The sequence below is a fragment of the Vibrio bathopelagicus genome, assembly GCF_014879975.1.
Taxonomy (GTDB): Bacteria; Pseudomonadota; Gammaproteobacteria; order Enterobacterales; family Vibrionaceae; genus Vibrio; species Vibrio bathopelagicus.
Map to the genome: position 1 here is coordinate 2,415,604 of NZ_CP062500.1, position 14,154 is coordinate 2,429,757.

Genomic DNA, 14,154 nt, shown 5'->3' on the forward strand with positions numbered 1-14,154 from the left:
GCAAGTTTTGTCTTCGTAAACGTGATGTGTTCTGACCAGAAAACAAAAAGGCACTCTAGTCTCAGAGCGCCTTCTTTCATTACAAACCATTACTAACTGTCAGCTTAATTTAGATGCTATTTCAGCGAGTTAAAATGCTGAATGGTACATTGCAAGATACTCTTTTGCCGCATCTTCCCAACTAAAATCTTGCTGCATGGCATAAAGCTGAACACGCTTAATTTCAGATGGGTTTTGTGCGTAAAGCAGCAAAGAACGGTGTAACACAGCCAGTAGCGCTTGTGGTGTCGGTTCATCAAAAGCAAACCCAGTCGCGAACTCAGGATCCTGGTCGTAATCATTCACACTGTCTTTTAAACCACCTACAGAACGAACAATCGGTAACGTGCCGTAAGCCATGCTATAGATTTGGTTTAAGCCACAAGGCTCAAACTCAGAAGGCATCAAGAAGAAATCTGAACCGGCCTCGACCAAATGCGCTAATTCGTTGTTATACGCTTCAACAAACGAGAACTTGTCTGAATGAAGTGCCGATAACTCTTTTAGCTGACTCGCCAATACTGGGTCACCTGTACCCACAATCACAATCTGCAAGTCGTTCTTCAAGAATTGCTCGATGATTGGCAATAAGTAATGAACGCCTTTTTGATTGGTCAGTCGGCAAACCATGCCGTACACAGCACAATCGATAACGGGTAGACCGACATCTTGTTGCAGCTTTTGCTTACAAGCCGATTTTCCACGAACCATACTGTGCTTGGTCGCTTTGTATTTACGAGGCAGGAAAGCATCCGTTTCCGGGTTCCAGGCACCATAATCACAGCCATTCAAAATACCGAACAGGTCGTCAGATCTGTGTTGGAATTCAGCCGCCATACCATGGCTGCCTAATTCCGTCTTCAGCTCTTGTGCATAAGTTGGACTGACTGCATTCACTTTATCTGCACACAACACACCCGCTTTCAGCATGGTCACGTGAGTATCACTTACCGCAGCTTCCGGGACATTATGACTATGCATTTCAGGCAGGGATTGCAACTCTTCGTAAGAAAACACGCCTTTAAAAACGGCATTGTGAATCGAAATGACGCTGCGTGTGTTTTTAAAAAAGTCGTGCTGTTGATAACGAGACTTAAGCAAGAAAGGAACAAAACCCGTGTGCCAATCATTGGCATGGACGACATCGGGCTGAAAACCAAGTTTAGGAAGCATATCCAAACACGCAGCACTAAAGAACGAGAAACGCTCTCCGTTATCGGCATAAGCATGATTATTTTCAGCGTACATTTCAGGGCGATCGAAATACTTGGCGTATTCAATACCAAAAACTTGAACACCTTCGACGCTCAATTTCTTAACTTGATAAGCGGTGTGAGGCCAATGATCCAGCTCGGTAGCCAAGATGACTTCTGCTGAATCAATGTTTGGGATGTTTCGATAAGCGGGGATGGTCACTCGAACGTCTTGTTCGAGCGTTTGTAACGCTTTAGGCAGTGCCTTGGCTACATCAGCCAAGCCACCACTTTTAATTAAGCCTTCAACTTCAGACGCTACAAAAAGTACCGAGAGAGTCTTAGTAACCAACTCGTGCTCCTTTAGAAATCACGACTACACCATCGTCAGATACGTGGTAATGCTTTTTATCTTCTGTCAGGTTTACACCAATTTGAGTGCCTGGTGCAATGTCTGCATCTTTATCAATGATAACGCGACGTAGTATACAACCTTCGCCAACCTTCACATCACCAAGTAAGATGCTCTCGCTAATATCACACGCTGATGCGATATTGCTACGGAAACCCAATACACTCTTTTCAATGCGCGAACCACGAACATAACTACCGCTACACACAAGACTATCAATAATCTGAATTCGACCATTTGCCGAGTCAGTAAAGGTAGCTGGTGGTAGTGGCGGGTAATAAGTGTGTAGAGGCCATTTGCGGTTGTATAGTGAGAATGGCGCATCTTTCTTAAGAAGGTCCATATGTGCTTGCCAGTACGCGTCAATCGTACCTACATCGCGCCAGTAAACTTCTTCTTTTTCACCGGTGATGCGGTTAGTGCTGAAGTCATAAACAAACACATCACCACGTGGGAACATGTTTGGAATAATATCTTTACCAAAATCATGAGTAGAATCTGGCTTATCTGCGTCTTCTGTTAGTTCGGCAAAAAGCTCTTTTGCTTCGAACACGTAGTTGCCCATTGAAACGAGCGCAGATTCAGGGTCGCCTGGAATCGGCTTCGGATTTTCAGGTTTTTCTTCAAAGCCAATCATACGGCCTTCAGCATCAACCTCGATAACACCGAATTCTGATGCTTCAGCAAGAGGCATGCGCAGTGCAGAAACAGTTAGCGCTGCTTTCTTTTCTTTATGGAAATCAAGCATCTGTTTGATGTCCATTTTATAGATATGGTCAGAACCGAAAATACATACTTGATCAGGTTCTTCTAACTCCATAAAGCCCATGTTTTGGTAGATAGCATCTGCTGTGCCTTCGTACCAACGCTTTCCTTTACGCATTTGCGCAGGAATAGGGTCAATGAAGCGATCTGTTATACCACTGATATTCCATCCTTTTTTCATATGATGGAACAGTGATTGTGACTTGAATTGTGTTAACACATAGATCTTCATCAGATCAGCATTAACGAAGTTATTCAAAGCGAAATCAATTAAGCGGTAACTACCACCGAAAGGAACCGAGGGTTTGCTGCGAGATTCAGTTAAAGGTCTTAAGCGAGAGCCTTCACCACCAGCAAGAATCATTCCCAATACACCAGCCATTTTATTCTCCATATATTTATAGCTTGTCGATGTCAGTACTCGTAGAGGTATCTTCCTCTGGGGGATGAGCACTAACACTTGTTTCGGTACTTAACGAATATCCATTCACATACAGTGACAGTATCCTAAGCCAAACGTTGTTACATGTGCACTATTCTTTGCACTTGGTTTTATATACGTTATCGACTTTCCTGCCGATTTCAATTTTTAATACGCCATTCTGTGTTACGTAAGCTGATTGCTTTCCTAAGACTTAAAGCAGCTCACATTACACCGCCTGAGCGAAACATTACATTAACACCCGACACACATCAGGTATACAACTAAACACTGTTCTGTGACTTACAATATTTTAATTAAGTTACATTCTCGTTACGGTTGCATAAGAAGATATTATTAATTCATTTATTTATTTTACGCTGTGAATTTAATAAATTTCCACAAATGAGATGAAAGCTCAATCGGTTGCATAGTTAGTCATATTTGGATCAAAAAAAGCAGCCTAACGGCTGCTTTTTTAGTCAATAACGTTCAATTACTTTTCTTTGGGCTTTTTACGTTTATCCGTTACTTCCCATTTGCCATCGATATATAAAGCAGTCCAACCAGAAGGTTTTCCGTCTACTTCAGTTCGAACATAGTTTTCTTTTGTCTTACGACTAAAACGAACTACTGCTGGCTTACCATCTGGATCAGCAGCAGGCGCTGATGCTAGGTATTGGAATTTAGGAGAAATACGGTCTTTAAAACGAACAAGCTCTTCCACCAATGGTGCACGTGTTTCACGTGATTTAGGGAAGTTACTCGCCGCCATAAACAAGCCAGAAGCACCATCACGAAGAACAAAGTACGCGTCTGAGTTTTCACATGGAAGCTCAGGGAAATGCACAGGATCTTCTTTAGGTGGCGCAACTTCGCCGTTTTTCAGAATCTTACGAGTGTTTTTACAATCTTCACTCGTACAATCCATGTATTTACCAAAACGGCCGTTCTTAAGAACCATGTCAGAACCACACTTGTCACATTCAACAAGTGGACCATCATAGCCCTTCACTTTAAACTCGCCGTGTTCAACCACATAACCTTCACAGTTAGGGTTGTTACCACATACGTGCATCTTACGCTTATCATCAATCAGATAAGCATCCATTGCCGTTTCACAGATAGGACAACGCTTTTTAGCTCGAAGTGCTGCGGTTTCAACGTCTTCTTCTAAAACGTTGATAATGCCTTCTTCATCACCAAGGTTGATCGTTGTCTTACAACGTTCTTTTGGTGAAAGCGCATAACCAGAACAACCTAGGAATACGCCTGTTGAAGCAGTACGAATACCCATTTTACGGCTACAAGTTGGACACTCAATATCGGTTTCAACGATATGGTTTGGCTTCATGCCACCCGCATCTTCATCGAGATCCGCTTGCTCTAGGTCGCCAGTAAAGTCTGTGAAGAAATTATCTAGAACGCCTTTCCAGCTCGCTTCACCTTCTGCGATTTGGTCTAACTTTTGCTCCATACGAGCTGTAAAGTCATAGTTCATTAGGTCATTGAAGCTGCCGTCTAGACGGTCAGTAACAATTTCACCCATTTTTTCAGCATAGAAACGACGCTGTTCAACTTTCACATAGCCACGATCTTGGATTGTCGAGATGATTGATGCGTACGTTGAAGGACGACCAATACCACGCTTCTCAAGCTCTTTTACAAGCGCCGCTTCAGTGAAACGAGCTGGTGGCTTAGTGAAGTGCTGTTTAGGGTCTAGAGCAATCAGGTCAAGCTTATCGCCAATTTGAACTGCAGGAAGAATAGTATCTTCATTCTTACCCATTGGACGTTGAACGCGAGTCCAACCATCAAATTTAAGGATACGACCTTTTGCTTTCAGCGTGTACTCATCCGCTTTAACGCTTACTGTTGTTGAATCGTATTGCGCTGGCGTCATTTGACACGCGACGAATTGATTCCAAATCAGTGAGTAAAGTTTGTGAGCATCAACATCAACACCATTTAAGTCTTCAGACTTCACATCAACACTTGAAGGACGAATCGCTTCGTGGGCTTCTTGTGCGCCCTCTTTGCTACCGTAAACAAGTGCTTTAGCTGGCAGATATTGCGCACCAAACTCAGAACCGATGTATTCACGTGCGGCCTCTACAGCCTCTGAACTCAAGTTAGTCGAGTCAGTACGCATATAAGTGATGTAACCCGCTTCATAGAGGCGCTGAGCCAGCATCATGGTTTTCTTTACGCCGTAGCCAAGACGCGTACTCGCAGCTTGTTGCAACGTTGACGTGATGTAAGGGGCAGACGGCTTACTCTTCGTTGGGCGGTCTTCACGTTTACATACTTCGTATTGAGCTTTGTCTAAAACACTGACGGCAGCCAAAGTTTGCGCTTCGCTTACCGGTCTGAAAGCAACACCATCTTTTTGTGCAACTTGCAGTCTGAAATCTGTTTTATCCGTTGTTTTAGTATCAGCGTGCACATCCCAGAACTCTTCTGGGATAAAGGCGTTAATCTCGCGCTCACGCTCAACTAGCAGTTTTACAGCGACTGATTGAACACGGCCAGCGGATAGGCCTCTTGCTACTTTTTTCCAAAGCAGAGGTGACACCATAAAGCCCACAACACGGTCCATGAAACGTCGTGCTTGCTGTGCGTTTACGCCATCGATATTTAGCTCACCTGGAGTTTCGAAAGCTTGCTGAATAGCATTCTTAGTAATTTCGTTAAAAACCACTCGTTTGTATCGCGTTTCATCGCCACCGATGATCTCACGAAGGTGCCATGCGATAGCTTCTCCTTCGCGATCCAAATCGGTTGCGAGATAAACATGGTCTGCGTTCTCAGCCAGTTTTTGCAATTCAGCAACGACTTTTTCTTTACCAGGTAGAATTTGGTAGTTCGCTTCCCACTCATTGTATGGGTTGATACCCATCTTTTTAATAAGAGCTTTGCGATCTTTTTCTTTCTTGATACGAGCTTTATCTTCTGGGCTCATACCCTTGGTTGAAACTGCAGTAGCCTTTTTACCGGTGCTTTGACCTGCCGTTGGTAAATCACGTACGTGACCTACACTCGACTTAACGACAAAGTCTTTGCCAAGATATTTATTGATGGTTTTAGCCTTGGCCGGCGACTCCACTATAACTAGCGATTTACCCATATTGACTCTAACGTCCTTAATCACGATGCTTCAGCACCAACAATTCAACTTGTGGGCTTTTACGCATGATATTCTAAATTCATTGCTTCTTTTTTTACTATTGTGCGAGATTACTAGAAGATCAACCGCTTTTTTCAAAATTGGATCTGATCGGTCGACAAATCGACGACTCAGCGGATAAAAGGGTCACAATGTAAAAAAGCGATAAAGTACTCACGAAGAATACTTGCAAGAGCCTATTCATCAGGCATTACGTATAAACGCGGTCATACTAAGCTTGTCCGCGAATCTAACGCGAGCCCCATTCAATTATTTTTGTCATAAATCACAAAATAAATGATGGAGATTCGAAAAGACTCTCTTATTCGGTTGTGAAATCATTGAATTTCTAGTGCTACACAATAAACTCAACGATATATTCAGTTATCAGAGATAAACTCATGACAAAGAAAGTAATAGCAGAATTTGATTTACTGCTTATCGCAAACCAAATTATCCAATCACATGATGACTACATTGAAGGCATGCGCACAAACAGCGTAGTAGAAAAAGACGACGTACTCGTCTTTAAAGGTGAATACTTCTTAGACAGCAACGGATTGCCAACAGAGAATACAACCGCTGTATTTAACATGTTTAAATACTTAGCGCACCATCTTTCAAAAGAATTTACGCTTCAGCAATAACGAAAAAGCTTGCCATTTAGGCAAGCTTTTTTACTTCCTGAATCTCTACTGGCTGAGCATTTTCAGCTTGTCGAAGTAATCAGGGAAAGTCTTTGAAGTACAACCTGGATCATTAATTGTCACAGGTGTATCACTCAACGCCACCAGCGAGAAACACATCGCCATACGGTGATCATCATAGGTATCGATCGCCGCATGTGTCAGTTCAGCAACAGGGTTAACGATGATGTAGTCTTCACCCTCTTCGACCTCAGCGCCAACTTTACGAAGCTCTGTCGCCATCGCCGCTAAGCGATCGGTCTCTTTCACACGCCAGTTATAAACATTACGAATGGCCGTTGTACCTTTAGCAAACAAGGCTGTCGTTGCGATAGTCATCGCTGCGTCTGGGATATGGTTGTAATCCATATCAATGCCTTTCAGCTCACCACAACGAGAGATAACGTAATCATCACCCCATTCAATTTCAGCACCCATTTTTTCAAGCGCATCAGCGAATTGGATATCACCTTGGATACTATTTTTACCGATACCCGTCACTTTAATCTCGCCGCCTTTAATCGCCGCAGCTGCAAGGAAGTAAGATGCTGATGATGCGTCGCCCTCGACCAAGAAGTCTCCCGGTGCAGAGTACGATTGACCCGTAGGAATAATGAACTCTTGGTAATCGTTATTGATCACATCCACACCAAATTGTTTCATAATGTGTAGCGTGATATCGATGTAAGGCTTCGAAACTAATTCGCCATCAATTTTAATGGTCACTTCGCCTTCGGCTAAAGGTGCAGCCATCAAAAATGCAGTCAAAAACTGACTAGAAATAGAACCATCGATTGAAACAGTACCGCTTTTAAGGCCAGTACCCGTGATCTTCAATGGTGGGTAGTTTTCGTTTTCTAGGTATTCAACGTCGGCGCCAGCTTCTTGCAGTGCAGTCACTAAGTGACCTATTGGTCGCTCTTTCATGCGAGGCTCGCCAGTCAGAACATATTCACCACGACCCAAACAAAGTGCAGCAGCCAGCGGGCGCATCGCCGTACCCGCATTGCCTAAGAAAAGCTCTAGGGCTTTGTCACTTGAGAAAGCACCACCCACACCCGTCACTTCACAGACGGTTTTATCTGCAGACAACTGATAATCAACACCTAATTGCGTCAAAGCATTCAGCATATGGCGAATATCATCACTGTCTAGTAAATTTGTTAGGCGCGTGGTTCCAGTTGAAAGTGCAGCCAAAAGAAGCGCACGGTTGGAAACACTTTTTGAGCCAGGTAAGTTAACTTCCCCGCTCACTTTTTGAATTGGTTGTAACGTAAGGCTTTCCATTAAATCTTATAGTCCTTGTACCACCCGAAGTCACTGGCGCGTATTTATTTTCGGGTGATGAATAATTCTTCGTACTTGCAGACTAACGAACTTTTCCAATGAACTCCAGAGCTAATCCCCTCGATAAAGGCGATTAATTAGCCAACCAAACATATTTACATACTAGTACGCGAGATCAACTCGAACACCATCTGAAAAATAGAGAATTCGCACATCATCACCTCGGTTAAACAACATCGAGTTATCGACGTCTTGAATGATGTTAACCAATTTGTCATCTTTAGTTTTGACCAATAGTTCGACGAGCTTATATTCCACTTTGTATTGTGTGTTACCTCGATTGCGAGCAATCCCGGCACCCGCCACAGCACCGACGGCCGTTGCGACTTCTTTGCCGGTACCACCACCAAATTGGTTACCGATCAAGCCACCAATCGCTGCACCTAATAAGGTTTCCCAACCATTAGCTTTCGATTCAACGATTTCTTGTTGCGTGATATATCTGACCGTATCAATTTCACCATAAACGACCTCGTTAACAGGACGAGCTTCGTTCCGGTTGTAAGCTGCATTTGCCAACATGGGCAAAACAAGTAAAATCCAAAGCAACTTTTTCATGGTAAAACTCCTGAAGACCTCTTGGTCATTGATTAATCTGTAATGCGGTACTTATGACTATATACCTAACCGAGCTTGATACTACTAGTATAGAGTTTCCTTCGCCTTTCGACGCGCTTGATGAACCTAACGGTCTGCTCGCCTTCGGTGGTGATTTGTCACCGATGCGAATTTTAAACGCTTATAGCCAAGGTATATTTCCATGGTATGGCCCAGGGGAGCCTATACTTTGGTGGAGTCCAGCACCACGAGCGGTATTTAATCCTAAGACATTCGAACCGTCAAAAAGTCTTAAAAAATTTCAAAGAAAGCATAATTACCGTGTCAGCATCAACCAAGCGACAGACAAAGTGATTGGCTACTGCTCATCGCTAAGACCCGAAGAAGAAACTTGGCTAAACGATGACATGCAGTCAGCGTACCTCGAACTTGCTTCATTAGGCTTCTGCCACTCCGTTGAGGTTTGGCAAGGCGACGAGCTTATCGGCGGACTTTACGGTTTACAAAGAGGCCAGGTCTTTTGTGGTGAATCGATGTTTAGCCTGAAGACCAATGCCTCTAAAATTGCACTGTGGTATTTTTGTAAACACTTTAAACAATTTGGCGGAAAGCTCATCGATTGCCAAGTCATGAACCCTCATTTGGAATCCTTGGGCGCGATCGAAGTAGAAAGAGATGAGTTCCTTAGCGCTTTGAAAATACTTAAAGAAAATCAACTTGGCGATGGATGTTTTAAATCACAATGGCTAGAGGGAATGCCTTCATGAGTTCAGATTTACAACAAATCAGAATTGGATTGACCGATAACCATGCTTGCAGCTATCTGCCACACCTCCAAGAACGTGTAGCAGTGACGCTCGATGAATTTATGCACACTGCAGAGAACTACGAAGTACTGCTTGCGAATGGGTTTCGTCGCAGTGGCAGCACTATCTACAAACCACACTGTGACAATTGTTCAGCTTGTCAGGCTATTCGCCTTTCCATCCCTGAAATAAAGTTTTCAAAAAGCCAACGACGAATCCTTAACAAAGCCAAGTCATTCCACTGGGAATTTAAAGACACAATGGATGATAACTGGTTTGATTTATACAGCCGATACATTACAGCTCGTCATCAATCAGGAACCATGTATCCTCCAAAGAAGGAAGAGTTCCTACAGTTCTCTAAAAACGAGTGGCTTACTACACAATACATGCACATCTACAATGAGAACCAGTTAGTTGGCATCGCCGTTACCGATGTTATGTCTCACTGCACCAGTGCGTTTTATACCTTCTTCGACCCTGATATCGATATATCAATGGGAACACTAGGTGTTCTTTTTCAAATCCAACACGCCCAAAAAGAACAAAAACAATGGCTCTATTTGGGGTATCAAATCGATGAATGTCCTGCAATGAACTATAAAGTACGATTTCAACGTCATCAAAGGCTAGTAAATCAGCGGTGGCAAGGGTAGAATACGCGACAACTTTACATATTTTGATTTTAACGGCACAATCAAGCCGTTGAAAACCGCCAAGTTTCGAAAGAGGATTAGATGGCTAAAGAAGACGTAATCGAGATGCAAGGCACTGTCCTTGATACTCTACCAAACACGATGTTCCGTGTTGAGCTTGAAAATGGTCACGTAGTGACAGCACACATCTCTGGTAAAATGCGTAAGAACTACATCCGTATTCTTACTGGTGATAAAGTAACTGTTGAGATGACTCCATACGACCTTTCTAAAGGCCGCATCGTCTTCCGTGCTCGTTAATTTTTAATTATCGAATACGATAAGAAACGGAGCTATATGCTCCGTTTTTTACCGCCTATACAAAAGCAAACTGATTAGCTAAACGCTTTAATAAGACGCTCTATTGCTTACTGTAGCGCTCCTAACCCACGTCATACTCAGCTAAAACCTCACCCTTCAATATTATCCCCCCACTCTATACCACCAAGTAACTACTCACGACTACGCCTTAATTGCATCTACACGCATTCCTAGTTGTCTTTTCGAGCACCAGATACAAAAAAACGCACAACCGAAGTCATGCGTTTTTATCAAAGTATTGCGTTTAAGTGCGTCTACTCATCGTTGGTTACTAATAGTAATTAGCTGCTAGTCTCTAACTCTTAGTGCATCACTTCTTCTTTGGCACCTAGGTAAACGAAGTCCAGTTCATCTTTCTTCAGTGACACTTTCACAGTACCGCCGTCGACCAAACTACCGAACAACAATTCATTCGCAAGCGGTTTCTTAAGCTTCTCTTGAATAACACGGCCCATAGGACGTGCGCCCATAGTCTTGTCATAGCCTAGATGTGCTAACCAGTGACGAGCATCTTCAGATACTTCCAAAGATACACCACGCGCGTCCAGTTGAACCTGAAGCTCTACAATAAACTTATCGACAACTTGGCTGATCACACTTGGGTCTAAACTGTTGAACCAAATGATATTATCAAGACGGTTACGGAACTCCGGAGTGAAGACTTTCTTAATCTCACCCATTGCATCTGGCGCATGATCTTGTTGGATCAGACCGATCGATTTCTTCTCGGTTTCCGCGACACCTGCATTGGTTGTCATAACTAAAATCACATTACGGAAATCCGCTTTGCGACCGTTGTTGTCCGTCAAAGTACCGTTATCCATCACTTGTAATAACAAGTTAAAGATATCTGGGTGAGCCTTCTCGATCTCATCAAGTAACACAACAGAGTGTGGATTCTTGATTACTGCATCAGTGAGTAGACCACCTTGATCGTATCCTACATAACCTGGAGGAGCACCGATCAAACGGCTCACTGAGTGACGTTCACCGTACTCAGACATATCAAAACGCAGCAGCTCAATACCCATCAGTTTAGAAAGCTGAACCGTAACCTCGGTTTTACCCACACCAGTAGGACCAGCAAATAGGAATGAACCAACAGGTTTATTGTCTGCACCCAAACCTGCACGAGTCAGCTTGATCGCTTCGCTCAATACATCGATCGCTGGGTCTTGTCCGAATACCAACATTTTCATGCGGTCATCCAGTTTCTGCAGCGTATCTTTGTCTGAAGATGAAACTGACTTCTCAGGAATACGAGCCATTTTCGCAACCATCGACTCGATATCAGCCACGCTCACTGTCTTCTTACGACGACTTGCTGGAGCCAAACGACTACGAGCACCCGCTTCATCAATAACGTCAATCGCCTTATCTGGAAGGTGACGTTCATTGATATACTTAGCAGACAGCTCCACGGCGGCACGTAACGCTTTGTTTGTGTAACGCACTTCGTGGTGAGCTTCGTATTTTGGCTTCAAGCCAATCAGTATCTTAGTCGTATCATCAAGTGATGGTTCAACAATATCGATTTTTTGGAAGCGACGAGATAACGCACGTTCCTTCTCAAAAATACTGCTGTACTCTTGGTAAGTGGTTGAACCGATGCAACGTAATTTACCACTGCTTAGTAGCGGTTTGATTAAGTTTGCAGCATCAACTTGTCCACCCGATGCGGCACCCGCACCTATGATGGTGTGAATTTCGTCGATGAACAAGATAGCGTCTTCTTCTTTTTCCAGTTGCTTAAGAATGGCTTTAAAGCGCTTCTCAAAGTCACCACGATATTTAGTACCTGCAAGCAGTGAACCAATATCTAAAGAGTAAATCACGCTGCTCTGAATGATTTCAGGCACTTGCCCTTCAACGATACGCCATGCAAGACCTTCTGCAATGGCCGTTTTACCTACACCCGCTTCACCGACTAACAGAGGATTATTTTTACGACGACGACACAATACTTGAACTGTTCGCTCAAGCTCTTTATCACGGCCGATCAGTGGGTCGATATTACCTTGCTTAGCCACTTCATTAAGATTGGTTGCAAAGTTTTCTAAACGGTCTTCAGAATTTGCTTCTTCAGCATTTTCTGCACCACCGAATGAGTCAGAGGATGAAGCGCTGTCGCCTTCATTGCTTGCTTTAGTAATACCGTGTGAGATGAAGTTAACGATGTCTAAGCGACTGATGTCGTTTTTCTTGAGTAGGTATGCCGCGTGAGATTCTTGCTCACTAAAAATAGCCACAAGCACGTTTGCACCTGTTACTTCACTGCGACCTGAAGATTGGACATGAAAAACCGCGCGCTGAAGTACTCGTTGGAAGCTCAGTGTTGGCTGGGTTTCTCGAGTTTCATCGTTTTCTGGGATAAGCGGGGTTGTTTGATCAATAAAAATATCGAGCTCATTACGAAGAGCATCGAGATCAGCCTGACAAGCTTGGAGCGCTTCCTTGGCCGCATCATTTTCTAATAATGCTAGTAGGAGGTGTTCGACAGTCATAAATTCATGTCGCTTGTCTCGCGCACGAGCAAATGCGCCATTTAAACTCGACTCTAATTCTTTATTTAGCATAAGTACCTCCTAAGGGAACAACAGTGTTGTTCGAGCAATTTATACTTGCTCCATTGTACATAGTAGCGGATGCTCATTTTCCTTTGAGTACATCCTTACCTGCGCTACCTTTGTTTCCGCTATTTCAGCACTGTATGTGCCGCAAATAGCTTTACCTTCATAATGAACCTTGAGCATCACTTCCGTTGCTTGTTCGATATCTAGTGAGAAAAACCGCTCAAGGATCTCGATTACGAAATCCATTGGCGTGTAATCATCGTTGTTCAATACAACGTTATACATAGCCGGTGGCTTTACTTTTGTTGCTTCTTTCTCCAGTAAATCTGAGCCTGGAGCTGCCCATTCGAAGTTTCTGCTCATATCAGCTTTGCTAGGGTTATTTTTCGGAATTCGTGAGTGCTTACTTAACTCAAATCTACCACATTCACGCTTTACGGTGTACTAAGAAACTGCACCAAGAAACAGTACCAAAAAATATTCCTCTATACTGAGCCTAATCCACCATTTCCATCGCTGCAAATAAAAGATGTCTATTAACAGGATTAACATATGTGATTGATTAAAAAGACACCATTACTATTAGCACTGACCATAAGATCACCACTAAGTTACTATTTAGTTAATAGTTTGTAGTTAATCTCGAATGTGATTTGTTATTAAAATTGATCATTTTTATACCAATTTACTATTGACTGGACTCAATCATTAGCTACATTGGTGCTAAAAGGTTTTTCTTAAGCAACCTTAACAATAAGCAAAAAGATGCAACAACAAGGAATTATTACGCAAGGTAGCGTTAATTTCCGTAAGCAATGTACGAGATTCAAGTTATCAGCTGAAATCCGTTAGCTGGTAAGAATGATATCAATCGCACTTACGACAATTGATATAACAACGTTAGTAACAAAATGCATGAGGGATGTATAGCATGGCTACAGGTACAGTAAAATGGTTTAACAACGCCAAAGGGTTTGGCTTTATTTGTCCAGAAGGTGAAGACGGCGATATTTTTGCGCACTATTCCACAATACAGATGGATGGTTATCGAACCTTAAAAGCGGGTCAGCAAGTCGACTATGAAGTAGAAAGTGGACCTAAAGGCTCCCATGCTAGTTCCGTTGTTCCTGTCGAAGGCAGCGCCGCTAAATAGGCGATTGCCAAATCATGTT

12 protein-coding genes are annotated in these 14,154 nt (G+C 43.1%); 5 read left to right on the forward strand and 7 right to left on the reverse strand.

Annotation, left to right across the window (positions count from 1 at the left end; translation table 11 throughout):
• Nucleotides 1-129: 129 nt before the first annotated feature.
• The 3 genes from glgA to topA all read right to left on the reverse strand — a co-directional run bounded on the left by glgA (nt 130) and on the right by topA (nt 5,957).
• Complete coding sequence (gene glgA / locus IHV80_RS10630; RefSeq protein WP_192889029.1) at nt 130-1,584, reverse strand: glycogen synthase GlgA; 1,455 nt, start codon at nt 1,582-1,584, stop codon at nt 130-132.
• A complete protein-coding gene (gene glgC / locus IHV80_RS10635) occupies nt 1,574-2,791 on the reverse strand; it encodes a glucose-1-phosphate adenylyltransferase (protein ID WP_017105773.1) in 1,218 nt (405 codons plus the stop codon). The genes glgA and glgC overlap by 11 nt, the downstream gene beginning before the upstream one ends.
• 535 nt (nt 2,792-3,326) lie before the next feature.
• Nucleotides 3,327-5,957 (reverse strand): type I DNA topoisomerase, encoded by a 2,631-nt coding sequence (gene topA / locus IHV80_RS10640; protein ID WP_192889030.1) that lies wholly within the window; start codon nt 5,955-5,957, stop codon nt 3,327-3,329.
• Between the two features lie 440 nt (nt 5,958-6,397).
• Between topA and IHV80_RS10645 the strand changes: the two genes are divergently transcribed.
• Entirely contained in the window at nt 6,398-6,643 is a 246-nt protein-coding gene (locus IHV80_RS10645) for a YciN family protein (RefSeq protein ID WP_017105775.1), read from the forward strand.
• Between the two features lie 45 nt (nt 6,644-6,688).
• Here IHV80_RS10645 and aroA read toward each other — a convergent pair whose 3' ends face one another.
• The gene (gene aroA, locus IHV80_RS10650; protein WP_192889031.1) at nt 6,689-7,969 is read right to left on the reverse strand and encodes a 3-phosphoshikimate 1-carboxyvinyltransferase; all 1,281 of its coding nucleotides are present in this window, start codon (nt 7,967-7,969) and stop codon (nt 6,689-6,691) included.
• 162 nt (nt 7,970-8,131) lie between these two features.
• Nucleotides 8,132-8,587 carry an outer membrane lipoprotein gene (locus IHV80_RS10655; RefSeq protein ID WP_048664677.1) on the reverse strand — a complete coding sequence of 152 codons (456 nt, stop codon included), beginning with the start codon at nt 8,585-8,587 and terminating at the stop codon, nt 8,132-8,134.
• 53 nt (nt 8,588-8,640) lie between these two features.
• Here IHV80_RS10655 and aat point away from each other — a divergent pair, with 53 nt between their 5' ends.
• The 3 genes from aat to infA all read left to right on the forward strand — a co-directional run bounded on the left by aat (nt 8,641) and on the right by infA (nt 10,349).
• Entirely contained in the window at nt 8,641-9,354 is a 714-nt protein-coding gene (gene aat / locus IHV80_RS10660; RefSeq protein ID WP_192889032.1) for a leucyl/phenylalanyl-tRNA--protein transferase, read from the forward strand.
• Nucleotides 9,351-10,049, forward strand: coding sequence for an arginyltransferase (locus IHV80_RS10665; protein ID WP_192889033.1), 699 nt, complete (start codon nt 9,351-9,353; stop codon nt 10,047-10,049). Before aat ends, IHV80_RS10665 begins: the two co-directional genes overlap by 4 nt.
• 81 nt (nt 10,050-10,130) lie before the next feature.
• Nucleotides 10,131-10,349, forward strand: a complete 219-nt coding sequence (gene infA / locus IHV80_RS10670) for a translation initiation factor IF-1 (protein WP_001040192.1) — start codon at nt 10,131-10,133, stop codon at nt 10,347-10,349.
• A 362-nt stretch (nt 10,350-10,711) separates the two neighbouring features.
• On the opposite strand, the gene clpA is transcribed toward infA, so the two are convergent.
• Both clpA and clpS read right to left on the reverse strand, forming a co-directional pair.
• Nucleotides 10,712-12,985, reverse strand: coding sequence for an ATP-dependent Clp protease ATP-binding subunit ClpA (gene clpA / locus IHV80_RS10675; protein ID WP_192889034.1), 2,274 nt, complete (start codon nt 12,983-12,985; stop codon nt 10,712-10,714).
• Nucleotides 12,986-13,024: 39 nt separating this feature from the next.
• Nucleotides 13,025-13,345, reverse strand: a complete 321-nt coding sequence (gene clpS / locus IHV80_RS10680; protein ID WP_017105781.1) for an ATP-dependent Clp protease adapter ClpS — start codon at nt 13,343-13,345, stop codon at nt 13,025-13,027.
• A gap of 568 nt (nt 13,346-13,913) precedes the next feature.
• Here clpS and cspD point away from each other — a divergent pair.
• Complete coding sequence (cspD, locus tag IHV80_RS10685) at nt 13,914-14,135, forward strand: cold shock domain-containing protein CspD (protein WP_017105782.1); 222 nt, start codon at nt 13,914-13,916, stop codon at nt 14,133-14,135.
• The last annotated feature ends 19 nt before the right edge of the window (nt 14,136-14,154 follow it).

Coding starts and splice junctions, on each gene's coding strand:
- glgC (WP_017105773.1), bottom strand. CDS start 2,791: ATGGCTGGTGTATTGGGAATGATTCTTGCTGGTGGTGAAGGCTCTCGC.
- topA (WP_192889030.1), bottom strand. CDS start 5,957: ATGGGTAAATCGCTAGTTATAGTGGAGTCGCCGGCCAAGGCTAAAACC.
- IHV80_RS10645 (WP_017105775.1), top strand. CDS start 6,398: ATGACAAAGAAAGTAATAGCAGAATTTGATTTACTGCTTATCGCAAAC.
- aroA (WP_192889031.1), bottom strand. CDS start 7,969: ATGGAAAGCCTTACGTTACAACCAATTCAAAAAGTGAGCGGGGAAGTT.
- IHV80_RS10655 (WP_048664677.1), bottom strand. CDS start 8,587: ATGAAAAAGTTGCTTTGGATTTTACTTGTTTTGCCCATGTTGGCAAAT.
- aat (WP_192889032.1), top strand. CDS start 8,641: ATGACTATATACCTAACCGAGCTTGATACTACTAGTATAGAGTTTCCT.
- IHV80_RS10665 (WP_192889033.1), top strand. CDS start 9,351: ATGAGTTCAGATTTACAACAAATCAGAATTGGATTGACCGATAACCAT.
- infA (WP_001040192.1), top strand. CDS start 10,131: ATGGCTAAAGAAGACGTAATCGAGATGCAAGGCACTGTCCTTGATACT.
- clpA (WP_192889034.1), bottom strand. CDS start 12,985: ATGCTAAATAAAGAATTAGAGTCGAGTTTAAATGGCGCATTTGCTCGT.
- clpS (WP_017105781.1), bottom strand. CDS start 13,345: ATGAGCAGAAACTTCGAATGGGCAGCTCCAGGCTCAGATTTACTGGAG.
- cspD (WP_017105782.1), top strand. CDS start 13,914: ATGGCTACAGGTACAGTAAAATGGTTTAACAACGCCAAAGGGTTTGGC.